Source organism: Streptomyces sp. MNU89 (assembly GCF_020982505.1).
GTDB lineage: Bacteria > Actinomycetota > Actinomycetes > Streptomycetales > Streptomycetaceae > Streptomyces > Streptomyces xinghaiensis.
In genome coordinates, this window is sequence record NZ_JAJKLL010000001.1 from 5,756,466 (window position 1) to 5,780,685 (window position 24,220).

General features: G+C 75.4%; 19 protein-coding genes, 1 pseudogene and 1 riboswitch. Of the genes and pseudogenes, 8 read left to right on the forward strand and 12 right to left on the reverse strand.

Features of this window, described 5'->3' with window-relative positions; genetic code table 11:
* Positions 1 to 58 precede the first annotated feature (58 nt).
* The 3 genes from E4N63_RS24580 to E4N63_RS24590 form a co-directional block, all read right to left on the reverse strand.
* Entirely contained in the window at positions 59 to 916 is an 858-nt protein-coding gene (locus E4N63_RS24580; protein ID WP_125626593.1) for a deoxyribonuclease IV, read from the reverse strand.
* Between the two features lie 161 nt (positions 917 to 1,077).
* Positions 1,078 to 2,262, reverse strand: a complete 1,185-nt coding sequence (locus E4N63_RS24585; RefSeq protein ID WP_230241713.1) for a GDSL-type esterase/lipase family protein — start codon at positions 2,260 to 2,262, stop codon at positions 1,078 to 1,080.
* Positions 2,263 to 2,362: 100 nt separating this feature from the next.
* Positions 2,363 to 2,977 carry a TetR/AcrR family transcriptional regulator gene (locus tag E4N63_RS24590; RefSeq protein ID WP_125626854.1) on the reverse strand — a complete coding sequence of 205 codons (615 nt, stop codon included), beginning with the start codon at positions 2,975 to 2,977 and terminating at the stop codon, positions 2,363 to 2,365.
* A 71-nt stretch (positions 2,978 to 3,048) separates the two neighbouring features.
* On the opposite strand from E4N63_RS24590, the gene E4N63_RS24595 reads away from it, so the two are divergent.
* Entirely contained in the window at positions 3,049 to 3,540 is a 492-nt protein-coding gene (locus E4N63_RS24595) for an FBP domain-containing protein (protein ID WP_230241714.1), read from the forward strand.
* Between the two features lie 69 nt (positions 3,541 to 3,609).
* Here the strand turns inward: E4N63_RS24595 and pknB are convergent, their stop codons facing one another.
* The 4 genes from pknB to thiO all read right to left on the reverse strand — a co-directional run bounded on the left by pknB (position 3,610) and on the right by thiO (position 8,375).
* The gene (pknB, locus tag E4N63_RS24600) at positions 3,610 to 5,622 is read right to left on the reverse strand and encodes a Stk1 family PASTA domain-containing Ser/Thr kinase (RefSeq protein WP_230241715.1); all 2,013 of its coding nucleotides are present in this window, start codon (positions 5,620 to 5,622) and stop codon (positions 3,610 to 3,612) included.
* 348 nt (positions 5,623 to 5,970) lie between these two features.
* Positions 5,971 to 6,870, reverse strand: a complete 900-nt coding sequence (locus E4N63_RS24605) for a thiazole synthase (RefSeq protein WP_268271052.1) — start codon at positions 6,868 to 6,870, stop codon at positions 5,971 to 5,973.
* A 3-nt stretch (positions 6,871 to 6,873) separates the two neighbouring features.
* Positions 6,874 to 7,098 carry a sulfur carrier protein ThiS gene (gene thiS, locus E4N63_RS24610; RefSeq protein WP_185831393.1) on the reverse strand — a complete coding sequence of 75 codons (225 nt, stop codon included), beginning with the start codon at positions 7,096 to 7,098 and terminating at the stop codon, positions 6,874 to 6,876.
* On the reverse strand, positions 7,095 to 8,375 hold the full coding sequence (gene thiO / locus E4N63_RS24615) for a glycine oxidase ThiO (protein ID WP_230241716.1): 1,281 nt from the start codon (positions 8,373 to 8,375) through the stop codon (positions 7,095 to 7,097). The genes thiS and thiO overlap by 4 nt, the downstream gene beginning before the upstream one ends.
* Positions 8,372 to 8,484: riboswitch (TPP riboswitch) on the reverse strand. (Overlaps the previous gene by 4 nt.)
* A 146-nt stretch (positions 8,485 to 8,630) precedes the next feature.
* Here thiO and E4N63_RS24620 point away from each other — a divergent pair.
* The 4 genes from E4N63_RS24620 to metF all read left to right on the forward strand — a co-directional run bounded on the left by E4N63_RS24620 (position 8,631) and on the right by metF (position 12,333).
* Positions 8,631 to 9,914 carry an NAD(P)/FAD-dependent oxidoreductase gene (locus E4N63_RS24620; protein ID WP_230241717.1) on the forward strand — a complete coding sequence of 428 codons (1,284 nt, stop codon included), beginning with the start codon at positions 8,631 to 8,633 and terminating at the stop codon, positions 9,912 to 9,914.
* A gap of 66 nt (positions 9,915 to 9,980) precedes the next feature.
* Complete coding sequence (locus E4N63_RS24625; protein WP_019706499.1) at positions 9,981 to 10,346, forward strand: Rv2175c family DNA-binding protein; 366 nt, start codon at positions 9,981 to 9,983, stop codon at positions 10,344 to 10,346.
* Between the two features lie 274 nt (positions 10,347 to 10,620).
* A complete protein-coding gene (gene thiE, locus E4N63_RS24630) occupies positions 10,621 to 11,289 on the forward strand; it encodes a thiamine phosphate synthase (RefSeq protein WP_230241718.1) in 669 nt (222 codons plus the stop codon).
* Positions 11,290 to 11,412: 123 nt separating this feature from the next.
* Positions 11,413 to 12,333 carry a methylenetetrahydrofolate reductase [NAD(P)H] gene (gene metF, locus E4N63_RS24635; protein ID WP_125626396.1) on the forward strand — a complete coding sequence of 307 codons (921 nt, stop codon included), beginning with the start codon at positions 11,413 to 11,415 and terminating at the stop codon, positions 12,331 to 12,333.
* 1,182 nt (positions 12,334 to 13,515) lie between these two features.
* Here the strand turns inward: metF and E4N63_RS24645 are convergent.
* The 4 genes and pseudogenes from E4N63_RS24645 to E4N63_RS24660 form a co-directional block, all read right to left on the reverse strand.
* A pseudogene (locus E4N63_RS24645) lies at positions 13,516 to 15,061 on the reverse strand (phytoene desaturase family protein).
* Positions 15,062 to 15,511: 450 nt separating this feature from the next.
* Positions 15,512 to 16,153: a TetR/AcrR family transcriptional regulator gene (locus tag E4N63_RS24650; RefSeq protein WP_125626393.1), complete on the reverse strand. Its 642-nt coding sequence runs from the start codon at positions 16,151 to 16,153 to the stop codon at positions 15,512 to 15,514.
* A 47-nt stretch (positions 16,154 to 16,200) separates the two neighbouring features.
* The gene (locus E4N63_RS24655; protein ID WP_230241719.1) at positions 16,201 to 18,291 is read right to left on the reverse strand and encodes a YhgE/Pip family protein; all 2,091 of its coding nucleotides are present in this window, start codon (positions 18,289 to 18,291) and stop codon (positions 16,201 to 16,203) included.
* The gene (locus tag E4N63_RS24660) at positions 18,263 to 19,117 is read right to left on the reverse strand and encodes an ATP-binding cassette domain-containing protein (protein WP_230241720.1); all 855 of its coding nucleotides are present in this window, start codon (positions 19,115 to 19,117) and stop codon (positions 18,263 to 18,265) included. Before E4N63_RS24660 ends, E4N63_RS24655 begins: the two co-directional genes overlap by 29 nt.
* A 297-nt stretch (positions 19,118 to 19,414) precedes the next feature.
* Here E4N63_RS24660 and E4N63_RS24665 point away from each other — a divergent pair, with 297 nt between their 5' ends.
* The 3 genes from E4N63_RS24665 (at position 19,415) to E4N63_RS24675 (ending at position 21,496) form a co-directional block, all read left to right on the forward strand.
* Positions 19,415 to 19,957: an SAV_6107 family HEPN domain-containing protein gene (locus E4N63_RS24665; protein WP_230241721.1), complete on the forward strand. Its 543-nt coding sequence runs from the start codon at positions 19,415 to 19,417 to the stop codon at positions 19,955 to 19,957.
* A gap of 85 nt (positions 19,958 to 20,042) precedes the next feature.
* Positions 20,043 to 20,822, forward strand: a complete 780-nt coding sequence (locus E4N63_RS24670) for a methyltransferase (RefSeq protein WP_125627061.1) — start codon at positions 20,043 to 20,045, stop codon at positions 20,820 to 20,822.
* Between the two features lie 275 nt (positions 20,823 to 21,097).
* Positions 21,098 to 21,496: a DUF3040 domain-containing protein gene (locus E4N63_RS24675; RefSeq protein WP_125627062.1), complete on the forward strand. Its 399-nt coding sequence runs from the start codon at positions 21,098 to 21,100 to the stop codon at positions 21,494 to 21,496.
* A gap of 297 nt (positions 21,497 to 21,793) precedes the next feature.
* Here the strand turns inward: E4N63_RS24675 and E4N63_RS24680 are convergent, their stop codons facing one another.
* Complete coding sequence (locus tag E4N63_RS24680) at positions 21,794 to 24,217, reverse strand: DUF3488 and transglutaminase-like domain-containing protein (protein ID WP_230241722.1); 2,424 nt, start codon at positions 24,215 to 24,217, stop codon at positions 21,794 to 21,796.
* Between the last annotated feature and the right edge of the window lie 3 nt (positions 24,218 to 24,220).

Here is a 24,220-nt window from a genome sequence, read left to right on the forward strand (position 1 = left end):
GGCGTGCGCCCGTCGCGGGCCGAGGCCGTGCGCGCGGGACCGCACGCCGCGCCCCCCGCTATGAGCCGGGGCCGCCGCCGTCCCGGAGTTCCTTGAGCAGGGCCACGTCCGCCGCGTGCCCCTCCTGGCCGCCCGGGGTCTCGATGACCAGCGGCACGCCCTCGGCCGCCGGATGTGTGAACAGCTCGCGGAACGGCTCCGCCCCGATGTGGCCCCTGCCGATGTTCTCGTGCCGGTCCTTGTGCGCGCCGGTGACGTCCTTGGAGTCATTGGCGTGGATCAGCTTCAGCCGGCCCGGGCCGACCGTGTCCACCAGCTCGTCCAGCAGTGCCTTGGTGCCGCCCGGTGCCGCCAGGTCGTGCCCGGCGGCGAAGGCGTGACAGGTGTCCAGGCAGACGCCGAGCCGCGGATGACGGTCGAGCGCGTCGAAGTACGGGCCCAGGTCCTCGGCGAGCGCGCAGAGCGAGGCGCCCTGGCCGGCGGTCGGCTCCAGCAGCAGCCACGGGTCGTCGTCGTGCGTCAGCTCCTCCAGCAGCGGCAGCACCCGCTCCCGTACCTGGGCGAGCGCCGTGGCGCGGTCCCGGCCCCCGGTGGCCGAGCCGGTGTGGACGACGACGCCCCGCGCGCCGATCGCCCTGCCGCGCCGGAGCGAATGCCGCAGGGACTGGACGGAGCGCTCGGTGGTCGCCTCGGTGTGCGAGCCGAAGTTGATGAGATAGGGCGCGTGGACGTACGCGGGCAGCGCCTCGGCGGCACAGGCGGCGCGGAACGCCTCGTCCTGCGCCGGGGAGCCCGCGGGGGTCGCCCAGCCGCGCGGATTGGCGACGAACACCTGCACGGACTCGGCGCCGATCTCCCGGGCGTGGGCCAGCCCTCGCGCGGCGAGCCCGCCGGCCACACGGACATGGCTCCCCACGGGATTCCGGGTGCGGGCGGGGAGGGGCCGGGGCGGGGACGTACGGGGTGTTCACCCCTCCAGGGTGCCAGGCGGCCGGAGCGGACCGGCGGCCGGGCCGCCCCACCTGCGGGTTCGTCGTCCCCGGCCGGGCTCCTCCCCGCCGGACCGGGGGCGCCGGTTCAGGCGAGTCCGGCGGTGAACGGGCCTCCCGGGGCGAAGGCGAGGGCGGCGAAGCGTTCGCCGATGCGGCGGTGCGCGGCGGCGTCCGGGTGGAGCCGGTCGGGCAGCGGCAGTTCGGCGGCGTCCGCCTCGCCGTAGAGCGCGCGGCCGTCGAGATGGTGCAGGTTCGGGTCCTCGGCGGCCCGCTGCTCCACGAGGCGGCTCAGCTCCTCCCGGATGACGCGCAGCGTCAGCTTTCCGGCGGCGCGCTCGGCGGGGTCGCCCAGGGCCCGGAACCCGAGCTTCCCCTCGGCGAGCCGGCTGAAGTCCGGCGCGCTGGGGCCGGGGGTGTCCTCGTGGATGGGGCACAGGACGGGGGAGACGACCAGCAGCGGCACGGCGGGGTGGCCCTCGCGGACGGTGTCGAGGAAGCCGTGCACCGCGGGGCCGAAGGCCCGCAGCCGCATCAGGTCCGTGTTGACGAGATTGATGCCGATCTTGACGCTGATCAGATCTGCGGGGGTGTCGCGCAGGGCGCGGGCGGTGAACGGGTCGAGCAGGGCGCTGCCGCCCAGGCCCAGATTGATCAGTTCCACGCCGCCGAGCGAGGCGGCCAGCGCCGGCCAGGTGGTGGTGGGGCTCGCGGCGTCGGAGCCGTGGCTGATCGAACTCCCGTGGTGCAGCCACACCCTGCGGTCCCCGGCCGGCAGGGGCTCGACGGGGGCGTCGGTGCGCAGGGCGACGAGTTCGGTGGTCTCGTTGTGCGGCAGCCAGATCTCGACGTCCTTGACGCCGCCGGGCAGGCCGGTGAAGCGGGCGGTGCCGACCGGGCCGGGCCGCTTCTCGGCGCTTCCGGTGGCCATGTCGATGAGCAGGGTGTTGCCGCCCGTGACGGTCGCCTGACCGGCCGGGCGGCCGTCGACGAGCAGGTCGTACAGGCCGTCCGGGCGGGGCGGGGCGCCGCTGTGGACGCGTTTGGTGGGCAGGGTGTCCAGCTCGACGGCGGTGGCCCGGGTGCGGAAGGCCAGCCGGACGCCCGAGGGCTGGGACTCGGCCAGGGCCAGCTGCCCGTCGGCGCACTGGGCGCGGGCCCGGGCGGGCAGCCGGTGCGGGAGCAGGCCGTGCTCGGTGCGCTCCAGGTCGAGGGCGCCGCGCAGCAGGTCCGCGGTGACGGGGGTGGTGATCCAGGGGTGCTCGGTGGGCACGGCAGACCTCGCTGAGTGGGATACGGGGGCGTCGTCGCCGGGCCGGGGGTGCCCGCACCGGCGGCGGTCCGTCCCCGGACGGTGCGGGCTCCGGCCGGGGTCAGGGCGCGGGCGGAGGTGTGGGCTGAGGTGTGGGGGAGGATGCCGGGGGCGCGGGCCAGTTCCGCAGCAGGGCGTCGAGGGCGTCCAGGATCCTCGGCCAGGTGTCCTGCGGTCCGGGCGCGCTGTGGCTGAACGCTCCTCCCGTCTCCAGGGTGACGAAGCCGTGGAAGACGCTGCCCAGCAGCCGGACGGCGTGCGTCTGGTCCGGCTCCGTCAGGTCGTAGCCGCGCAGGACCGCCCGCGTCATCCCGGAGTGCCGGGGGCCGGCACTCGCGGCGGCCGTCCCGGGGTCGAGCCGCAGCTGGGCCGCGGCGTAGCGGCCGGGATGTTCCCGGGCGTAGTCGCGGTAGACGTCTCCCAGGGCGGCCAGGGCGTCCTTCCCGGCCCGTCCGGCCAGGGCCGCGGCGCCCCGGTCGGCGAGTTCCTCCAGGGCGAGGAGGGCGATCCTCGTCCGGAGGTCCCGGGAGTTCTTCACGTGCGAGTACAGACTCGCCACCTTGACGTCGAACCGCCGGGCGAGCGCCGAGAGGGTCACCTCGTCGAACCCGGCCTCGTCGGCCAGTTCCGCTCCCGCCCGGGTCAGGCGCTCGGCGGTCAGTCCTGCGCGTGCCATGCCCCTCCTCCTCAGTTCCGGTAGGCATTATGCATTTGCCTAATGGTCTTAGGCAAAATAGCGTGTCTTTCATGAAACCGCTGACCGAGCGAGAGATCCGCGCCGCGTTCGTGAACTGCACCAAGGGCGAGGCGAAGCGCCTGTCCGTCCCCCGCGACCTGGGCGACCGCCCCTGGGAGGATCTGGACTACCTCGGCTGGCGGGACCCACTGGCTCCCGACCGCGCCTACCTCGCCGCCGAGCTGGACGGCCGTCCGCGGGCCCTCGCGCTGCGCTGCTCCGGCGCCTCCTCCAGGACGGCGCGGCGCAGCATGTGCTCGGTGTGCGTGACCACCCACACCGGGGGCGTCTCCCTGATGGTCGCGCCGAAGGCGGGGAAGGCCGGCCGGCAGGGCGACTCGGTGGGCATATACCTGTGCGGCGACCTCGCCTGCTCGCTGTACGTACGGGGCCGGAAGGACGCCGGCCCCGGCGCGCGGCTCCACGAGACGATCACCACGGAGGAGAAGATCCTGCGGACCGTGGCGAACCTCTCCGCGTTCGTCGCCAAGGTCACCGCCTGACCCCGGGACCGGCGCGGCCCGCCGCCGGGGAGACACCGCGAACCGCGGACTCCCCCGTGGTGACCGTCCCTACCGGACGCGGAGCGTGATCGTGCTGCCCTTCGGCGCCTCGTCACCCGCGTCGACCGACTGGTCGAAGACCGTGTCACCGAAGAAGAACCGGCGGATCCTCACGTCGAAGCCCAGCTCCTCCAGCTCGCTCCGGGCCTCCTCGGCGTCGGCGCCCTCGACGTCCGGCACCACGATCATCTCGGGCCCCCGGGAGAGGGTGAGCGTGACCGTGTCGCCCTGCGCGAGGGTGGTGCCCTCGGCCGGTGACTGCTCGGCCACCGCGCCCTTCTCCTCCTCGGAGAAGACCCGCTCCGGGGCGATCCGCACCTTCAGGCCCGCGTCCTCCAGCGTCTGCCGGGCGTCGCCCGCCGGTTCGCCGGTCACGCCGGGCGTCTCCACGGGCTCGCCCCGGGAGACGGTGAGGGCGACGGCCGTGTCGGGCTTCCGCTCGGTGCCCGCCTTCGGGCGGGTGGAGACCACCGCGCCCCGGGCGACCGTGTCGTGGAAGGTGTCCGTGACCACGCCGGGCACCAGGCCCAGCTCCTTGAGCCGGTCCTTGGCCTTCCCCAGCGGTACGCCCCGCAGATCCGGGATCTCCACCACGTCCGGGCCCTTGGAGACGAGGAGCGTGACCGTGCCGGTGTCGCGGATGCGGGCGCCGCGCTCCGGGTCGGTGCTGATCACGCGGCCGCGCTCCACGACATCGCTGAACCCCTCCTCCACCTCGACGTCCAGCCCGGCGGAGCGCAGGGTCTTCTCGGCCGCGGCCCGGGGCTCGCCCAGCACCCCCGGGACCCGGGTGAACTGGCCCGAGTTGATGTACCAGACCCCCAGCACACTGCCCAGGAGCAGCAGCCCGGCGGTGATCAGCGGCAGCAGCCGCCGGCGCCGCAGCGCGCGGCCGGCGGGCGCGGTGGGGACGGCGGAGGACCCGGGCCCCGGCGCGTCCGGCGGCGGCACCGCCAGGCGGCTGGTGCGCTCCAGGCCGTCCTCGCGGTGCAGGGCGGCGGTTCTCTCGTACGGCTCGCCGCGCGGCCCGCCCCGGTGGCCCGGGGAGCCCGCCGCGGCGCGGGTGCGGGGCAGCACGCTCGTACGGTCCTCGCTGCCCGCGGCCGCGGGTGTCAGGGCCTGCGGCGGCAGGGCGTCCAGTTCGGCGTCGGTGAGCCCGGCGCGCACCTCCCGGACCGCGGCGAGCATCGCGGCCGCGTCCGCCGGGCGTGCCGCGGGGGTGCGGGCGGTGGCGTCGCACACCAGTCGGTCCAGCCCGGGGGCCAGGCCGGGTACGGCGGCCGACGGCGGCGGTACGTCCTCGTGGAGGTGCTGGTAGAGCACCTGGGCGGGGGTGCTGCCGGCGTGCGGCTTGGCACCCGTCAGCATCTCGTACAGCACGATGCCGCAGGCGTAGACGTCGACGCGGGGGTCGGCGGTGCCGTGCTCGATCTGCTCGGGGGCGAGATACGAGACCGTGCCGAGCAGGGTGCCGGGGGAGGCGGTGGTGTCCGTGTCCACGGCCCGCACCAGGCCGAAGTCGGCGACCTTGACCCGGCCGTCGTCGCCGATCAGGACGTTCTCCGGCTTCATGTCGCGGTGGACGAGCCCGCCGAGGTGCGCGGCTCCGAGCGCGGCGAGGACGGGCTCCAGGATGTCCAGGGCGGCCCGGGGGCGGAGCGCGCCGCGCTCGCGCAGCACGTCGCGCAGGGTGCACCCGGCGACGTACTCCATGGCGAGGAAGACGTGGGTGCCGTCGTCGCCCTGGTCGTACACCCCGACGACATTGGGGTGGTCGAGCCGTGCCACGGCCTTCGCCTCGCGGATGAACCGCTCGACGAAGGCGGCGTCGGCCGCGAGCCCCGGGTGCATCACCTTGAGCGCGAGCACACGGTCGAGCCGGGTGTCGAGACCCCGGTAGACGGTGGCCATACCGCCGGTGGCGATCCGCGCGTCGATCCGGTAGCGGCCGTCGAGCACCTGCCCGACCAGCGGGTCCTCCCGGCGCGGGCCGGGGGAGGGGTCCTGCAGGGTCGTATCCACGCTGGTGAGTCTACGAGCCGGGACGCGCGGTGCGGGCCCTCCCCGGTGCGCCCGTGGCCGCACTGCTACCGGAATGTGACAGCGGGTGGGAAACGCACGGGCGGCGGGGCCCGGGGCCGCACCGGCCGCCCCGGTCACGGCCGTTGGGGCGTACAGGGGTGCGGCGGGCGGGCGCGGAGGCGGACGTGAGTCCCGTCACGGCTCCGGGCCCGTCACGGCTCGGGGCCCGTGCCGTCGCGGCGGCGGGACCGGAGACCGCGCCGGGCCGGGTCCCGGTGCCGCCCCGGCCCGGCGCGCCCCGCCGCTGTCCGTCCCGTCCCGTCCCCGGCCGGGCCCGCCGCGCCCCCGTCAGCCGAAGGCCGGCCGCTCCGGGTCCAGCACCGCGCGGCCCTCGGTGGGTGAGGACGCCTCGGCGAAGTGGCGGCGCGGGATGCGGCCCGCGCGGTACGCCAGCCGGCCCGCCTCCACGGCGTGCCGCATGGCGTGCGCCATCAGCTCCGGCTCCTGCGCGCGGGTCACCGCCGAGGCCAGCATCACGGCGGCGCAGCCCAGCTCCATGGCCAGGGCCGCGTCGGAGGCCGTACCCGCGCCCGCGTCGAGGATGACGGGCACCCCGGCCCGCTCGGTGATCAGCTGGAAGTTGTGCGGGTTGCGGATGCCGAGTCCGGAGCCGATGGGGGAGCCCAGCGGCATGATCGCGGCGCAGCCCGCCTCCTCCAGCCTCCGCGCCAGCACGGGATCGTCGTTGGTGTAGGGCAGGACGGTGAAGCCGTCGTCGACGAGGGTCTCGGCGGCGTCCAGCAGGCCGACCGGATCGGGCAGCAGGGTGCGTTCGTCGGCGACGACCTCCAGCTTCACCCAGTCCGTGCCGAGCGCCTCACGGGCGAGGCGCGCGGTGAGGACGGCTTCCCCGGCGGTGAAGCAGCCCGCGGTGTTGGGGAGCGCGCGGATGCCGAGCCGGTCCAGGACGGACAGGACGGAGCCCTGCACGGTCGGGTCCAGCCGGCGCATCGCGACGGTCGTCAGCTCGGTGCCGGAGGCGGTGAGGGCGCGTTCCAGGATGTCCAGGCTGGAGGCGCCGCCGGTGCCCATGATGAGCCGGGACGCGAACGGGATCCCCGCGATGACCAGCGGGTCGGCGGCGGGTTCGTGAGCGGGCGAGGGCGCGGTCGCGGACGGGGGCGGCGCGTCCGGGGACGGGCCGGGCGCGGCGGGCGCGGTGCCGTCGTACACGGTGGTGTCGGCCATGGGTCAGCCTCCCTGGACGGCGGTGAGGATCTCGACGCGGTCGCCCGCGCCGAGCCGGGTGGCGGGCCAGTCGCCGCGCGGGACGACGGTCTCGTTGACGGCGGCGGCGACCCCGGTGCGGGCCCGGGTGAAGCCGGCGACCAGCGCGTCCAGCGTGGTGCCGGGGGGCAGGTCGCGGGACGCCCCGTTGACGGTAACGGTCACGGTCCTGTTGACGTTGACGGTCATACGGGCTGCTCCTGTCGTACGGAAGCGGGTGCGGCGCCGGCCGCGTCGGTGGCTCCGGCGGCTCCGGCGGCGCCGCCCGCGAACCGCAGCGGCGAGAAGGCGCGGGCCTCCTCCGGCAGCACGCCGGTGGCCAGCGCCTCGGCCATCGCGTCCCCGGTGACCGGCGTGAGGAGAACACCGTTGCGGTGGTGGCCCGTCGCCAGATGCAGGCCGGGCAGCGCGGACGGGCCGAGCAGCGGGGCGTTGTCCGGCGAGCAGGGGCGCAGGCCCGCGCGGGTCTCGGTGAGCGGCAGTTCGGTCAGACCGGGCACCAGCTCATGGGCGTCGCGCAGGAGTTCGTACACCCCGCCCGCGGTGACGGTGGTGTCCCAGCCGAGTTCCTCACTGGTCGCACCGATCACCAGTTCGCCGTTCTCGCGCGGCACCAGGTAGACCTGTCCGCCGCGCACCACGGCCCGTACGGTGCGGGAGAGGAAGGGCGCGTACCGCTCGGGCACCCGCAGCCGCAGCACCTGCCCCTTGACCGGCCGCACCGGTGGCAGCACCTCGTCCGGAATCCCCGGAAGCCGTCCGCTCATGCTCCCGGCGGCCAGCACGGTCAGCCCCGCCGCGACCCCGGTGCCGTCGTCCAGGACGGCGCCGGTCGCGCGGTCCGCCGAGACGGACAGCCGCCCGGCGCGCTGCCGGTGGAAGACGACGCCCGCGCGTTCACAGGCGCGCACCAGGGCAGTCGCCAGCCGGCGCGGATCGCACTGGTGATCGCCGTCCACCCGCAGACCGCCGCGCACCCCCGGCGCCAGCATGGGTTCCAGGCGCCGGCACTCACGGCCCGTCAGCCACTGCGCGTCCAGTCCGGACGCCAGTTGCAGGGCGTGCAGTTCGCGCAGATGGGCGCGGTCGTCGGCGTCCAGGGCGACCGCGAGGGTGCCGCAGGCCCGGTACCCGATGTCCTGGCCGCTCGCCTCCTCCAGCTCGGCCGCGAACGCCGGATAGCGCGCGGCCGAGGCCAGGTTGAGGCCCAGCAGTGTCTGCTCGCCGTAGTGGAGTTCGGAGACGGCGGCCAGCATCCCGGCGGCCACCTGCGCGGCACCGCCGCCCGGCGCGGGATCGGCGACGGCGGTGTCCAGGCCGCGCTGGGCCGCGCGCCAGGCGGTGACCAGGCCGATGATGCCGCCCCCGACGACCAGTACGTCATGGGTGTGCCGGGCGGCTCCGCGCCCGCCTCCGCCCGTGTGCCCCTCGCTGCCGCTGTGCGCGTTCCCCGGTGATGTGTGCATGGGCGTCCAGCTCCTCCCTTCGCCGGCATGACCCGGATCAGGTTCGTACGGTCGGAGGCGGTCCGGCCTCCCTCTCAGCCCGGTCCTCCGGGCTCCCGCGAGTGCTCTGTGCCGCCACCCTAACGCCACGGCGCCGACCGCTGTAAGGCCCGGCCGGGTCGGAGACCCGCCGCCCGCCGGCGTGTGGGACCCGTGCGCGGCCCGGCGGCCGGGGACCGCCAGCGGTGTCCGCCGGGGCGGTCCTAGAGTGAACGCGTGAGCGAGGACAGGCGGACAGCAGAGCGAGTCGTGATCGTCGGCGCGGGCATGGCGGGGGCGCGGACCGCGGTCGCGCTCCGCGAGGAGGGCTGGCCGGGCGCCATCACCCTGCTCGGCGCCGAGAGCCACCCGCCGTACGACCGGCCGCCGTTGTCGAAGGCGGTGCTCCAGGGCGGGCACGGCGGGGACGCGGCCGCCGGCACCGAGGGGGGCGCGTCCGCCGGCGCGGCCACCGGTCCGGCCGGAGCCACGTCCCTCGGCATCGACTTCGCCGCCCTGGACGTCGAACTGCTGCTCGGCCACCCGGCGAACGCGCTCCGCGCCGCCGACCGGCTGGTCGTCGCCGGGGACACCGTCCTCCCGTACGACCACCTCGTCATCGCCACCGGCGCGGATCCCGTCGGTCTCCCCGGCAGCGAGACCTCGCCCGGTGTGCACGTGCTGCGCACCCTCGACGACGCCGAACGGCTGCGCCCGGTGCTCGCCGCCGGCCGCCGGATCGTCATCGTCGGCGCGGGCTGGATTGGCGCCGAGCTCACCACCGCCGCACGCGAGGCCGGCTGCCCCGTCACCGTCGTCGAGGCCACCGGCCGCCCGCTGGCCGACGCGCTCCCGGCCGAGGTCACCGCGCCCATGGCCGGCTGGTACGAGGAGGCGGGCGCCCGCCTCCTCACCGGCACCCGCGTCGCCGCCGTCGAGTCCGGCGGCGTCCTCCTCGGGGACGGCAGCCGGCTCCGCGCGGACGCCGTCGTCGTCGGCATCGGCGCCCGGCCCGCAACCGGCTGGCTGGCGGGCTCCGGCGTCGAGCTCGGCGCGGACGGCTCCGTACGGGCCGACGAGCGGCTGAGCACCTCCCTGCCGGACGTCTACGCGGTCGGCGACTGCGCCTCCTTCCCCTCCGCCCGCTACGGCGAGCGGCTGCTGATCCACCACTGGGACAACGCCTTCCGGGGACCGGTCACCGTGGCCGCGCGCATCGCGCGCTGCGCCGAGGAGACCCCCGTGTACGACCCGGTGCCGTACTTCTGGTCGGAGCAGTTCGGCCGCTTCCTCCAGTACGCGGGCCACCACTCCGGCGGCGAGCGCCTGCTGTGGCGCGGTGACCCGGCGGGCACCTCCTGGTCGGTGTGCTGGCTGCGGGACGGAGTGCTGACGGCCCTGCTCGCCGTGGGCCGGCCGCGCGATCTCGCGCAGGGCCGCCGGCTGATCGAGCGGGCGGCGCGGCTCGACCCGGAGCGGGCCGCCGACCCGTCCGTACCGCTGAAGTCGGCCGCCGTCTGAGCGGGTGTGCGCCCGCCCGGCGGTGCCGCGCTTCCGGCTGTCGGTCCCGGATGGCACGCTTGACCTGTGACCGAGATTGACACGAAGACCGAAGCGCTCGTCTCCGACTGGCTCACCCTTCCCGACGTCGCCGAACGCCTGGGCGTGGAGGTGACCCGCGTCCGGCAGCTGGTCAGGGAGGGCCAGCTGATCGCGGTGCGCCGTGGCGAGAACCGCGTGCTCCAGGTACCGGCCGCCTTCATCGGGAACGGCAAGGTGATCAAGGGCCTCGTCGGAACGCTGACGCTCCTGCGGGACGACGGCTTCACCGACGAGGAAATGCTGGAATGGCTCTTCACCCCGGATCCGAGCCTGCCCGGCACGCCGGCCCAGGCCCTGGGGGAGAACCGCGGCACGGAGGTGAAGCGCCGCGCCCAGGCGCTCGCCGTCTGACCGGAGCCGGACACGGACCCGGAGCCGCACACGAAGCCGGACACGGCGCCAGCCCGGACACGGTCCGGGCCGTCCCGCCGGCGGCGCCCCGTGCGCCGGAGCCCCGCCGCCCGGGACACCCGGCCGGCCCGCGCCCGGCGGTCCGCCGGAGCCACGCAGTCCGGAGTCCGGGTACACACCGGCACGTCCGCATCACGTCACGCCTGAACAACCGCAACGGTGTACGGGCCCGGAGCACCCCCGGGCCCGTACACCGACGAAACGGGGGACCGCCATGGCCCGCGCCCACACCCACGCCGAAGCCGCCGCACTGCTCGCCGGCGCCCGGCTCTATCTGTGCACCGACGCCCGCACCCGCCAGGGCGACCTGCCCGCCTTCCTCGACGAGGTGCTCTCCTCCGGTGTGGACATCGTGCAGCTGCGCGACAAGGGCATCGAGGCCCGCCAAGAGCTGGAGCACCTGGAGGTCATGGCCGACGCCTGCCGCCGCCACGGCAAGCTGCTCGCCGTCAACGACCGCGCCGACATCGCCCACGCCGCGGGCGCCGACATCCTCCACCTCGGCCAGGAAGACCTGCCCGTCCCGGCCGCCCGTGCCATCCTCGGCGACGGCCCGCTGATCGGCCGGTCCACCCACTCCGGGGCCCAGGCCGCCGCGGCGGCCTCCGAGCCGGGCGCCGACTACTTCTGCACCGGCCCCTGCTGGCCCACCCCCACCAAGCCCGGACGGCCCGCCCCCGGCCTGGATCTGGTCCGTTCCACCGCGGCCCTCGGCACCGGCCGTCCGTGGTTCGCCATCGGCGGGATCGACGCGGGCAATCTGGAGCAGGTGCTCGACGCCGGAGCCCGGCGGGTGGTGGTGGTCCGTGCCCTCACGGAGGCCGCCGACCCGGCCGCGGCCACCGCCGACCTCGCCCGGAGGCTCCGCGAACGCCCGCTCTGACCCGCGGCCGGCTCCGGCGCGAGGGGCCGCGGCAGGCCGGGCGGCCCCGTGCCGCGCGGCGATCCCCTGTCCGCCTGCTGGACAGGGATGGGGACGGGGTGCGCCGGTGGTTAACCTGCCGGTATGGCCCTTGGTATGCCCTCCACCCGGACGGACCACGCCCGTACCGTGCGCGACCTCCTCGCGTCGGGCGCGCAGTCGTATTCGTTCGAGTTCGCCGCCCCGAAGACGGAGAAGGGCGAGCGGACGCTGTGGAACGCCATCCGGCGGATCGAGGCCGTCGCCCCCACCTTCGTCTCCGTGACCTACGGCGCGGGCGGCTCCTCCCGGGACGGCACCGTGCGCGCCACGGAGCGGATCGCCACCGAGACCACGCTCACCCCCGTCGCACACCTCACCGCGGTGAACCACTCCGTCGCCGAACTGCGCAACGTCATCGGCAGCTACGCCGGAGCCGGTATCCGGAACATGCTCGCGCTCCGCGGCGACCCGCCCGGTGACCCGATGGGCGAGTGGGTCCCGCACCCCCAGGGCGTCCGGTACGCCGCCGACCTCGTACGGCTGATCAAGGAGTCCGGCGACTTCTGCGTGGGTGTCGCGGCCTTCCCCGAGATGCACCCGCGGTCCCCGGACTGGGAGAGCGACATACGGCACTTCGTCGACAAGTGCCGGGCCGGCGCCGACTTCGCCATCACCCAGATGTTCTTCTACCCGGAGGACTACCTGCGCCTGCGGGACCGGGTGGCGGCGGCGGGCTGCGAGACCCCGATCATCCCCGAGATCATGCCGGTCACCAACGTCCGGCAGATCGAGAGATTCGCCCAGCTCAGCAACGCGGCCTTCCCCCCGGAGCTGGCCGAGCGGATCCTCGCGGTCAAAGACGACCCGGCCGCTGTACGCTCCATGGGGATCGAATACGCCACGGAGCTGTGCGCGCGGTTGATGGGAGAGGGCATCCCGGGGTTGCACTTCATCACCCTGAACCACTCGACGGCGACGCTGGAGATCTACGAGAATCTGGGGCTGCACCAGCGGCCCCGATGACGGCCGAAAGCGGCGGAAGCGGGGCGGCACATGGGCTGGACAGTCCTCTACATCGCATTCGGGATCGTCGCCCTCTGGCTGCTCGGTGAGGTGCTGCTGCAGTACAAGGCGCGGCTGCGCTGGCGGCTCCTCGCCTTCGCGGGCTTCTCCTGCGTGGTCGTCGGTGTCCTCCTGATCCCCTCCGTGGTGCTGATCGGCATCGGCGCGATGGCCTTCGCCGTCGGACAGACCTTCGTCACGCTCTCCTTCCGGCGCGGCTTCTCCACCGGGTGGGCCATCGGGGGCAAGCCGGGCGCGAGCAAGCGCCGCAAGGGCGACCCCGGGAACCGGGCGGAGCCCACGCTGGAGGTCTCGGACCTCGAAGCGCTGCCCGACGGCGGGGAGTTCCCGCACGATGGGGAGTTCCCGCACGACGGAGCGTTCCCCGACGACGGCGGGCGGCCCGAACGGGAGCCGGAACCCGCCGTGTACCGGCCGGAGCCGCTGCCCGACGACACCGGTGAGTACGGCGTCTACGGCGACACCCGGTACGGCGATCCCGGCCGCGACACCGGCCGCGGCGGCTACGGCGAGTACGCCGGCTACGACGACGGCTACGGCACCTACGTGGGGACCGGCGCCGCCACGGGGCAGGCGGGCGGCCAGACCGGCTACGGCCAGGGCCAGGGCACGTACGACTACCAGACGGCGCAGTACGGCGGTTACGCCGACCCGTACTCCGGCGCCGGTGACCAGGGCTACGGCCAGGGCTACGCCCCGGACGGCGGAGCGTACGGGGCGGCCGACCCGTACGCGGGGGCGCCGTACCAGGCGGCGGACCCGTACGCCCCGGACCCGTACGCGCAGCCGTACTCCGAGACCCCGCCCGGCGGTGTCTGGGTGCCGCAGCAGCGTGACGGCGCGGGGCCCCTCCCGCCCGAGGAGGCCCCGGCGGACCAGCCGCCCTACCCGTACCAGGCGCCCCCGGCTACAACAGCGGCTTCGACGAGCAGCAGTACCGCTACTGATCCGCCGGAGCCACCGAGCCCGGAGCCACCGGCCCCGAGCCCTGACCGGGTACCGCTTTCCGCGCACCCCGCGACGGCGCCGGCCCCCTCCCGGCCCGTCCGACCGGCTCCGGCCGTCCGCCGTTCCGCGGTCGGGGCCCGCGGCGGGGCCCACGAAGCGGGCCCCGACCCGCCGTTACTGCGAGCCGCGCCAGTCGTCGCCGTTCACGAGCAGGCCCGTGACCAGTGCGCCCGACATCCCGGTATGGGCGAGCCCGCCGCCGGGATGGGCCGAACCGCCCACCAGGTACAGACCGCCCACATCGGCGCGGTTGCCCGCTCGGAGGAAGGCACCGCCGGCGCCCGCCAGCGCGGGGCCCGGCACCGAGCCCCCGGGCGTCCCCGTCTCGCGTTCCGTGTCGGCCGGTGTCCGGGCCTCCCGCCACAGCAGCCGGCTCTCCAGATCGAGCCCGGCCTTGCCGGCGGCGGCCAGTAGCGCGTCGGCGAACCGTTCGGCGTGCCCTCCGGCGGTCCAGTCGAGCGTGCCCTCCGCGCCGGTCCCGCCGGGGGCGTGCGGCGGGACGGTCACCGAGAGCACCGCGGTCTCATGGCCGGCGTCCGGGAGCAGTGCGGGATCGCCGGGCCGGAGCACCGTCACGGTGGGGCGGTCGCAGAGGCTGCCGAAGTCCCCGTCCAGACCGGCCCGTTCGGTGGCCGGATCGGCGGCGTGCAGCACCGTGCGGTGTGCCGTTCCCTCCGGGCGCGGGCCGCGCAGCGCCAGCAGCAGGCTGAACCGGCCGTGGCCGGGCGGGGCCGCGGCGGGTGGCGGGGAGGGCGCGCCCGCCCGGGGGCAGCAGGCGGTCGTACAGCAGCCGGGCGTCGACGCCGGAGATGACGGCCTCGGCCGCCACCCGTCCGCCGTCCCGCAGCTCCAGTCCGGCGGCCCGGCCGTTCTCGACGAGGACGCCCGTCACCTCGGCGCCGAAGGTGAACTCCACGCCCCGCGCGCGGCAGCGTTCGTACAGAGCCTCCGCCAGGGCCCGCAGGCCGCCCCGCACGTACCAGCTGCCGAAGGTGTGTTCCAGATACGGCAGTACGGCCGCGCTCGCGGGCACGGTCCGCGGGTCGAAGCCGTAGGCCAGGGCGTGGCTCTCCAGGAGGGCGGCCAGCCGGGGATCGCGCAGCTCGCGCCGGGCGAGTTCGGTGAGGCTGCCGGGGGGTCGCGTCCTGCGCAGGCCCAACAGCTTCCGCCCGGACGGGGTTGGGTAGGGATCGCTCTCCAGGCCGGTCCGGTCGCGCGGCAGCGGCTCCTCCAGCAGCGGTCGCCGGGTGGCCTCCCAGGTCTCCCGGGCACGGCCCAGCAGCCCGCCCCAGCGTTCCCCGGCGCCCGCGCCGAGCGCCGCGTCGAGGGCCCGGACCACGCCGGCCCGGGAGGCGCCCGGCAGGGAGAGGTCCGTGCCGTCCGCGAACAGATGCCGGCTCGCCGGATCGACCTGCTCCAGGGCGACGCACGACTCCAGGGGTTCCTTGCCGGTCTTGATGAACAAGTCACGGAAGACGGCGGGCAGATGGAGCAGCGCCGGCCCCGTGTCGAAGCCGAACCCGTCGCGCTCGAAGCGGCGGACGGCGCCGCCGTACGTCTCCGCGCGCTCGTACACCGCCACCCGGTGGCCTGCCACGGCCAGCCGGGCGGCGGCCGCCATCGCGCCCGTGCCGGCGCCGATCACCGCAATCCGTGCCATGGGCGAGACCTTAGCCGGGGGCGCAGGCAGCCGTTCCGGTGCCCCGTTCCGCCTGCCCGGCCGGGGCTTTCGCCGGTGCCGGGGAGTGCCGCCGTACCCGACCGTGAGTATGCGGCGCGCGGTCTGAGTACCCGTACCCAGACGGCGGATGAGTAGCCGCGCGGATGGGCCGGGCCGCCCGCGGACGGAAGAGTGAGGGCCACGGAAGGGGAGCCCGCCGGCACCGCCGGCACGGGGCGGCGGAACGGCGCGGCACCCCGGGACGGCCCGGAGGAGCACCACGGGGGAGCTCGTCCGGGCGGCACGGGGAAACCCGGGGCACGGGGAAACCCGGGCACGGGGGTACGGGGAACGCTGTCCTGGCGGGGTACGACGGGGGATCGCACCACGCCAGGACAGCGCCTTTTCGCGCGCTCACGCCGTGCCCGCGCTCACGCCATACCCGCGCCCTCATACCGTGCCCGCGCGGTCCTCCCGACCGCTCCGCTCCCCGCCGACCCGCCCCTGCAGCAGCCGTGAGAGCGCGGCGTGCACGTCGTCGAGGGTCCGCTCCGGCTGGAACGCCTTCCAGTCCAGCGCCGCCACCAGCACCATGCCGACCAGGGCCGCCGCCGTCAGCTGGACGTCGATCTCCCCGCTCACCTCGCCGCGCTCCACGGCCTCCCGGATCACCGTCTCCACGACCGCGACCGCCTGCTGCCGCAGCACCAGCAGGGTGTCCTGCCAGGCCCGGTTGGTGCGCCACAGCTCGGCCACGTAGAGCTGGGTGAAGGCCGGGTAGCGGTCGATGAAGGCCAGTCCGGCGCGGACCATGGCGTCCAGCGCGTCCACCCGGCTGCCGCCGCGCTCCGCGGTCTCGTCCGCCGCCCGCTGGAGCGAGGCGGTGAGCATCCCCACCCCGTGCCGGAGCAACTCCTCGAACAGTTCGGTCTTGCTGGCGAAGTTGTAGTAGACGGTGCCCTTGGCCACCCCGGCGCGCTCGGCGATCTCCTCCACCGTGGTGGCCGAGAAGCCCTGCTCCGCGATGAGCGTGACGGCCGCCTCGTAGAGCCTGGTGCGGGTGGCCCGCCGACGGGTGCTCGTGCTCTCCATGCCGCTGATTCTCCCGGTTACCGGGCGGTCTACCGGCCGGTCGGGCCTCACAGGCTCAGCTCCGGGTGCAGCCGGTCCACCGTCCACACCTGGCGGCGCCGGGCCGACCAGGCGGTGAGCGCCAGCGCGCCCAGGGTGTACGCGGCCAGCACCGCGGTGCCCTGCCACACCGGTTCCAGGCCGCCTCCCGTGATCAGCCGGCGCAGCCCCTCGACGACGTGGGTCATCGGCAGGAAGGGATGGACGGCGTTGAAGAAGCCGGGGCTGGTCTCGACGGGGTAGGTGCCGCCCGCGGAGGTCAGCTGGAGCATCAGCAGCGCCAGGACGAGGATGCGGCCGGCCGGGCCGAAGCGCGCGTTCAGCCACTGCACGACGGCCGCGAAACAGGCGGTGACCAGCAGCAGGAAGCCCATCGTGCCCGCGGCCCGCGCCATCTCCAGCCCGAGTCCCCAGTGGAGCACGGACATCAGGGCCGCCGTCTGCAGCACTCCCAGGGCCGCGACGGGCAGCCAGCCGGCCACCGCGATGCGCCAGGAGGAGGCACCGGTGGCCAGCGCCCGCCGGTTGAGCGGCTGGATCAGCATGTACGCGACCATGGCGCCCACCCAGAGGGAGAGCGGGATGAAGTACGGGGCGAAGCCGGTGCCGTAGTCCGGCGCCGTGTGCAGCGAGCGGTTGGCGAGCCGGACCGGGTCGGCCATGACCTCCGTCCGGGCGTCGCGCTCCTCGCGGTCGTAGTCCGGGATCTTCCGCGCGCCGTCGTGCAGGCCGCCCGCCAGCTTCTCCGATCCGTCCGCCAGCCGGAACAGGCCGCCGCCCAGATCGCCGGCGCCCTCGGAGAGCTTGCCGATCCCCCGGTCGAGGGTCTCCGAGCCCTTCTTGGCGGTGGCCAGGCCGGTGTGCAGGGAGTGCGCGCCGCGGGCGACCTTCTCCGCGCCCGCGTCCAGTTTCTCGATGCCGGCGACGGCGGTGTCGACGTCCTTCCAGAGGGCCGGGGCCTTCCGCTCCAGGGTCCGGGCGTACCGCTGCACGGAGGCCAGGTCGCGGTCCAGCCGGTCGAGTTCGCCGTTCTCGCTCCGCACCAGGGACTCGACGGTCTCCGCGGCATCCGCGGCCTTCCCGGCGGCCTCGGCGGCCTTCGTCAACCGCGGGCAGGCGGCGTCGGGGGTCGGGGTGCGCTCACAGCGCTCCTTGTGGTCGGCGGCGAGGAAGTCCGCCGCCTCGCGGGTCTCCCCGGCCAGTTCGGCCGCGGTGGTGGGCGAGGGGAGATCGCCGAGGTGGCCGCGGACGGTCCCGGCGGTGTCGGCGACCAGGCCGGCGGTGCGCCCGATCTCGTCCCCGTGCTCCTTGAGGAAGGGGACGACGCGGCCCATCCGTCCGGCCTCCTCGGCGAGCTTCCCGGTGCCCTCGGCCACCCGGGCGGCGCCGGAGTCGAGGCGTCCGGCGCCCTTGTGGAGTTTCCGCAGCCCGGTCCGGAGATCGCCGCTGCCCTTCTCCGCCTTGGCCAGGCCGTCGGCGAGGTCCGTGGCGCCCCGGTGCGCCTTGTCCACCCCCTCGTCCAGCTTGTCGGCGCCCTCGGCGGCCTTCTCGGTCGCCCCGTGGATGTCGGAGAAGGAGAGGAAGATCTTGTCCAGATAGGAGCGGGCGGTGTCCGCCGAGGCCGCGGAGCGCACCTCGGCGAAGACGGTCCTGGAGATCTGCCCGACGACGTAGTTGTTGGCGTCGTTGGTGCGCACCCGGAGCGCGCCGTTCTCGGGGAGTTCCCCGCCGGAGCCCGAGGTGAGGCGCTCGCTGAAGTCGCCCGGCACGGAGAGCGAGAGGTAGTACCGCCCGCTCTCCACCCCCGCACGGGCCTCGGCGGCGCTGACCTCGTGCCACTCGAACGCGTGGCTGTCGCGGAGCCCGTCGGCGATCTCGTCGCCCGCCGTGATCCGTTCACCGTCGACGGTGGCGCCGCGGTCGGCGTTGACGAGGGCGGCCGGGACCTTGTCCAGCCGGCCGTACGGGTCCCAGAACGACCACAGGTAGAGCGCCCCGTAGAGCAGCGGCAGCAGGAGCAGGGCGACGAGCGCCGCCCGCGGCATCCGGCCCCGGCCGAAGCGCCGCAGCTCAAGCGCGGCGAGTCGTGGCGAACGCATCCGGTGCCCCCTCCCCGTCCCTTGTGCCGTCCGTGGTTCCGGCCGTGGGATCCGTGCGGGCACCGGAGGGCCCGGCGGACGTTCCGTCGTCCCCGTGAGTCTCCGCGGCGGCGGTGCGGACGGTGACGGAGCCGGGCGGGGCCTGGCTGCACACGGCGAGCACGGTCGTTCCCGCCGCGGCCACCCCGGCCAGCAACTCCCAGACGGCGGCCCGTTCCCGGCCGTGCAGTTTGAGATCGGCGTCATCGACGGCCAGCAACCGCGGCCGGCCGGTCAGCGCGAGCGCGACGGAGAGCCGCAGCGACTCCAGCCGCTCCAGATCCCGCACGGTCGTCCGGGTGCCCTTGGGCAGGGTCTCGGGCGCCAGCCCGGCGCCCTCCAGCGCCGCCTCGATCCGCTCCCGCAGGTCCGCGGCCCGTGCGGCGCGCGGACGCAGCAGTTCCCGGGGCGGGGTGCCGAACCTGCGTTCCATCAGGGCGCGTTCGCGCAGGTGCTCGGCGACGGTCAGGGACGGTTCGAGCTCGGAGACCCCCGGGACCGGGCCGAGGGCGCTGATCCGCCGTACGGCGGCCATGTGCCCGCGCCGGGCTCCCCGGCCGGTCGGCAGCCGGAGGCCGCCGACCTCCGCGTGCCCGGTGTGGGCCCGCATCCGCCCGGTGAGGGCGAGCAGCAGGCAGGTCCGGCCCGTACCGGACGGCCCTTCGACGGCGATGAGCGCACCGGGTTCCGCCGTGACGGCGATGTCGCGGAAGGCCCAGCCGCGGGGGCCCCGCAGGCCGAACCCCCCGGCCGAGACCGCCGCGCCCCGCGGGGTGGTGTCCTTCACCCTCGCGTCCCCTCTCCTTGTTCCGCGCCGGCATACCGGCGGCTTTTTGAACTGACTGGTCAGTACAGAAAGATAGCGTCCGAGACGCCGCGGCTCGCGGCCGGGGGCTCGGCCCGCCGGGGCCCGGGGGCGTGGGGAGGAGGGAGGTGGCACGGAACCCTCCCGAGCCGGGGCGGGAAAACCCGGGAAGCGGCTGGTACGGGAGGAAACCGCAGGTCAGGCCGGATTGTCAGTGGTGTGCCCGACGATGTGCACATACGGCCCCGACAGCCGTTCCGCGACGACAGGAGGTTCGTCATGGCGACCACGTCCGCCGCAGCGCGCCGACGCCGCAGCAACAGGACCACCCCCGCACTCGCCGGTTCCCCGGCCGACGTCCACCCCGTGGTGCGCCGGGCCGGCGCACCGCCCGAGGCGCTGGGCCTGCTCGCCCAGGCCCGTGCCGGGCTGGACGAAGCCGCCGGACTCCCGGAGCCGAACGAGCGTTACGCCACCGCCCACCTCGCCGCCCTGCGGACCGCCGCGGCCGTGCTCGCGGTCCGCGGCCGGCCCGAGAGCACCCCGCGCCGCCGGCAGCGCATCCGCAGCGCCTGGGAGGTGCTGCCGGAGGTGGCTCCCGAACTGACCGAGTGGAGCATGCTGTTCGCCTCCGGTGCCGCCCGCCGGGCCCGCGCCGAGGCGGGCATACGCGACGCGGCCGGCAGCCGCGACGCCGACGATCTGCTGCGCGACGCCGGGATGTTCCTGCGGCTCGTGGAGCGGATGCTGGTGCTCCAGCCGGTGCTGCCGCAGGCCCGCACCGCCGAGCCGCAGCAGGAGGCGGAGCCCGACGCGAGCTGAGCGGGAGAGGCAATAGGGTGGAGGGCGCCTGCACCGACTGCGACCGCCGTCCCCGCGGCGGTCCCGCGCCGAGGAGTCCCCCGCTGTGTCCGACCCGATGCGCCCCCGAGCCTCTCTCCGCACCGCCGTGGTCTGGGACGTGCTCCGGGAGGCACTGGACCGCCGGATGAAGAGCGCGGGCCCCGGCGGGCACGGCTCCCGCGCCGTGCTCGACGTGCTCGACACCGGTGGCGGCACCGGCAACTTCGCCGTGCCCGTCGCCCGCCGGGGCCACCGCGTCACCGTGGTGGACCCCAGTCCCAACGCCCTCTTCGCGCTGGAGCGGCGGGCCGCCGAGGCCGGGGTCGCCGACCGCGTGCGCGGAGTCCAGGGCGATGCGCACGGCCTCTTCGACGTGGTCGAGCGGGGCGGCTTCGACGCCGTCCTCTGCCACGGCGTCCTGGAGTACATGGAGGACCCGGCGGAGGGCGTGCGCAACGCCGTCGCCGCGCTTCGCCCGTCCGGCACGCTCAGCCTGCTCGCCGCCGGTCTGGGCGGTGCCGTCCTCGCCCGTGCGCTCGCCGGGCACTTCTCCGAGGCGCGGCAGGTCCTGGCGGATCCGCACGGGCGCTGGGGGGAGGGCGACCCGGTGCCCCGCCGCTTCACCCCGGAGGAACTGACCGCGCTCGTCACCGGTGCCGGGCTCGCCGTCGAGGCGGTGCACGGCGTCCGCGTCTTCGCCGACCTGGTCCCCGGTGCGCTGGTGGACGGCGAGCCCGGCGCCCTGGAGGCCCTGCTCAAGCTGGAGGCGGCCGCGGCGGAGGTCCCCGCCCTCCAGTCCGTCGCCACCCAGCTGCACGTACTGGCTGAACGGGAATCCGGCTGACGCCGTACGGCATACCGTCCGGAGTCGCCCGACTCCGGCCGGCGCATGCTCTGGGCCACAGCTCACCCAATCGGACGCATTGCCCCGTATGATCGAGGGAACACGGTCGGCATCGTCGGACGGGCCGGCAGGGGAGAGTGACCCGGAACCTGACCCGATGTGCCCTGTGTCATGGGAAATGACGCAGGGGAGCGGGTTTCACGGGGGCGAATCCCTGCCTATCCTTGAAAGCGTCGCACCCGGTCGCTCCCGCGACCGACGAGTAGGAGGACTCCGTGCCGCTCTCGGAGCACGAGCAGCGCATGCTCGAGCAGATGGAGCGAGCGCTGTACGCCGAAGATCCCAAGTTCGCGACAGCGCTTGAGGGAAGCGGGCTGCGCACGTACACCCGTCGCCGGGTGTACCAGGCGGTCGCGGGTTTTCTGGTGGGTATCGCGCTTCTCATGGCGGGCATGGTTGCCCAGCAGATCTGGATCAGCGTGGTGGGGTTCCTCGTCATGCTCGGGTGCGCCGCGCTCGCCGTCACCAGTTGGCGCAAGGCACCCCAGCCGGGTGAACAGCAGCCCGCCGATACCGGCGCCCAGGGCGGCCGCAGACAGGGCAGGCAGCGCCGCTCCATGATGAACCGCATCGAGGAGCGCTGGCAGCGCCGCCGCGACGAGCCGGGGCACTAGCCGCCGGCACCGGCAGGCGGCCGAGCCGGACCGCGGAGCCGGCACACGGACACACCTTGAGGGGTGACCTTGCGAGAGGTCACCCCTCAAGTCTGTTCGCGTACACGGGTGTTTTCCCGTTCCCATCCCCGCCCCCGCCCGTCCGCGGCCCCCGCCCGCCCGCGGCCCCGTGCCCGGACCGGCCCCGTAGGCGATCCCCGGACGCAGGGCCTCCGGGCACGGCCTGCTCCCGGCAGCCGGGCCGTCCCGGCGAAGGCCGTTCCCCGGCCCGCCTCCCGGCCGGCTTCGGGCTGGGGCTCAGCCCCGCTGCCGGGTGGGGACGCGCCGGGAGACCCGCAGTACAGCCGTGGTCCAGGCGGCGCTCCACCGCTCGGTCAGCGCCCACAACCGGCGTGAGCAGGCCCACGCCACCCGTACCGCCGAGCGCGGCGCGAACAGGGCCCGCAGCCGGGTTCCCCGCCCGGCCGCGGCATGCAGGGCCGCCCGCACGCGCCGTACGTCGTCGGCGAGCCCCGGCGCCGGACGCGGTACCGGCGCGTAGAGCACCTGCTCGACGGCCCCGGCCACCCGGCGCACCGATTCCGCCGCGGGCTCCTCCAGTCCGCCGGCCGCCACGATCCGCTCGGCGGCCCGGCGCGGGGTCTGCGAGTCGTCGGGCGGAAAGCCGTGGTCCCAGGCCGAGTCGATCAGCTCCCGCCAGGCGGCGAGGACCTCCTCGGCCGGGTCGCGCGGCTCCTTCCCCGCTCCGCCGAGCCGGCGTCCGCGCACCCGGGTCCGCCACACCAGCGGCAGCAGGGGCAGTCCCAGCAGCAGGACGGCCGCCGCGGTGGACAGCAGGATCGTGCGCAGCGGCAGTCCGCCACCGGTGGCGCCGCTCCCGGCGTCGGCCGGGGGCACCTGGCACTCACCGAGGAAACGCTGGTCCGCCGGGCAGTCCTCCCGGTCGGAGGGGGTGGCCGACGGCTCCGAGGACTCGACGGGCTCCGGCTCGTCCGGGACCGTGGTGCCGCTCTCCGGGGCGTCCGGCACGGTGTAGTCGGGGACCGTTCCCCGGGAGGGCGTCGGCTCGAAGCGGACCCAGCCGATGTTCTCGAAGTACAGCTCGGGCCAGGCGTGCGCGTCGCGGAGGCCGACGGACATGGTGCCGTTCGCGCTCGCCGTTCCCGGGGTGAAACCGACCGCCACCCGCGCCGGGATGTCCAGGGTCCGCGCCATGGCGGCCATGGAGAACGAGAAGTGGACGCAGAAGCCCTCCTTCTGCTCCAGGAAGTTGGCGACGGCCTCGCTGCCGCTCCCGGCCTCCACCTGGGTGTCGTAGACGAAGCCGCCCTCGGACGCGAACCAGTCCTGCAGCCGCACCGCCTTCTCGTACGCGCTGCCCGCGCCCTCGGTCACGTCCCGCGCCGTGCGGGCCACCACCGGGGGCAGCGAGTCCGGCACCTCGGTGTACTCGCGCAGCAGATCGGCGGGCGGCGGGCCGGCCGCGGCGAGCTGCGCCGCCGTCGGCTGCACCAGCAGGCTCGACACCCGGTACTCCGCCCCCCGGGTCGTCTGCCGGCGGTTGCCGACCAGGGTGCGGCCCTCCGGCTCGAAGCTCCAGCGCCCGCCGATCTCCACCCGGGTGGCCGGGTACGGCATCGGAAGCCAGCTCTGCCGGTAGGAGTCGGACGCCGAGACGGAGGTGTCGACCCTGGCCGTTGCCACCTCGGGGCTCAGCCCGGGGGGCGGCGGGAGCTCGTCGGGCACCGGGCGTATCGGCCGCTCCGAGGACTTCCAGGAAGAGCCGTCGAACTGGTCCAGGGCGACGATCCGCAGATAGAGGTCCCGGGTGTTCTCCGCGTTCGTCCGGTAGGAGAGGACCTCCCGGTTCTCCGGCTGGTTGAGGCTGTTCTGCAGGGACACCAGCGGATTCACGGTCGTGATGGTGCCCGCCCCGGGTCCGGAGCCCGCGGTGCCCCGCTGCCCGTCGAGGAGCCCGTCGCCCAGTGAGGGCATGACGGCGGGCAGCAGCATGGCGATGCCCAGCGTCACCGCGCCGATCCGGCGGCCGGTGCGGAGCGGGGCGGCCGCCCGGCCGCCGCCGGACGGCTCCAGCCCGGCCCCCAGCCTGCTGGGCGCGGGCGGCGCGCCGCTGAAGACCCGCCCCCACTGCGAGAGCCGGTCACGGCCCTCGGCCAGCAGAAGCAGCAGATAGCCGACCGCCGCCAGCAGGAACCACAGCCAGCGCGAGCCGCCCTGGTCCAGCCCGGCCGCCACGGAGTACAGCGCCAGCAGCGGCAGGCCGGCGGGGGCCGCCGCCCGGTACGTCACCGCGAGCACGTCCACCAGCAGTCCGATCGCCAGCACACCCCCGACCAGCATCAGCCGGATGCCGGGCGTCACGGGCGCCGGTATGGAGTACTCGCCTATGTCCTGCGCGCCCTCCGACAGCAGCAGGGCGAACTCGCGGAAGGCGTCCGGGCCGGGCAGCAGCCCGGCCACGGCCTGCCCCCGCGCGAAGGACCAGGTCAGCAGCAGGAGCGCCACCAGCAGTTGGGCGAGGGCCGTCAGCGGGCGGGGCAGCGGCGCCCGCCGCGCCAGCGCGCCCGCCCCGGACACGGCCGCCAGCAGGAACGCCGCCTGCGGCAGCCAGCCCGCCTCCTTCACCAGCGGCAGCAGGGAGCAGGCCGCCAGCAGGGTGGCCAGCGCCGCGCTCACCGCCAGCCGTCCGCGTCCGCTCATCGC

Bases quoted from the DNA above. Each gene is read 5' to 3' on its own strand.
- metF (WP_125626396.1), top strand. From the start codon at position 11,413: ATGGCCCTTGGTATGCCCTCCACCCGGACGGACCACGCCCGTACCGTG.
- E4N63_RS24680 (WP_230241722.1), bottom strand. From the start codon at position 24,217: ATGAGCGGACGCGGACGGCTGGCGGTGAGCGCGGCGCTGGCCACCCTG.
- E4N63_RS24605 (WP_268271052.1), bottom strand. From the start codon at position 6,870: ATGGCCGACACCACCGTGTACGACGGCACCGCGCCCGCCGCGCCCGGC.
- E4N63_RS24655 (WP_230241719.1), bottom strand. From the start codon at position 18,291: ATGCGTTCGCCACGACTCGCCGCGCTTGAGCTGCGGCGCTTCGGCCGG.
- thiS (WP_185831393.1), bottom strand. From the start codon at position 7,098: ATGACCGTCAACGTCAACAGGACCGTGACCGTTACCGTCAACGGGGCG.
- E4N63_RS24665 (WP_230241721.1), top strand. From the start codon at position 19,415: ATGGCGACCACGTCCGCCGCAGCGCGCCGACGCCGCAGCAACAGGACC.
- E4N63_RS24595 (WP_230241714.1), top strand. From the start codon at position 3,049: ATGAAACCGCTGACCGAGCGAGAGATCCGCGCCGCGTTCGTGAACTGC.
- E4N63_RS24590 (WP_125626854.1), bottom strand. From the start codon at position 2,977: ATGGCACGCGCAGGACTGACCGCCGAGCGCCTGACCCGGGCGGGAGCG.
- thiE (WP_230241718.1), top strand. From the start codon at position 10,621: ATGGCCCGCGCCCACACCCACGCCGAAGCCGCCGCACTGCTCGCCGGC.
- thiO (WP_230241716.1), bottom strand. From the start codon at position 8,375: ATGCACACATCACCGGGGAACGCGCACAGCGGCAGCGAGGGGCACACG.
- E4N63_RS24650 (WP_125626393.1), bottom strand. From the start codon at position 16,153: ATGGAGAGCACGAGCACCCGTCGGCGGGCCACCCGCACCAGGCTCTAC.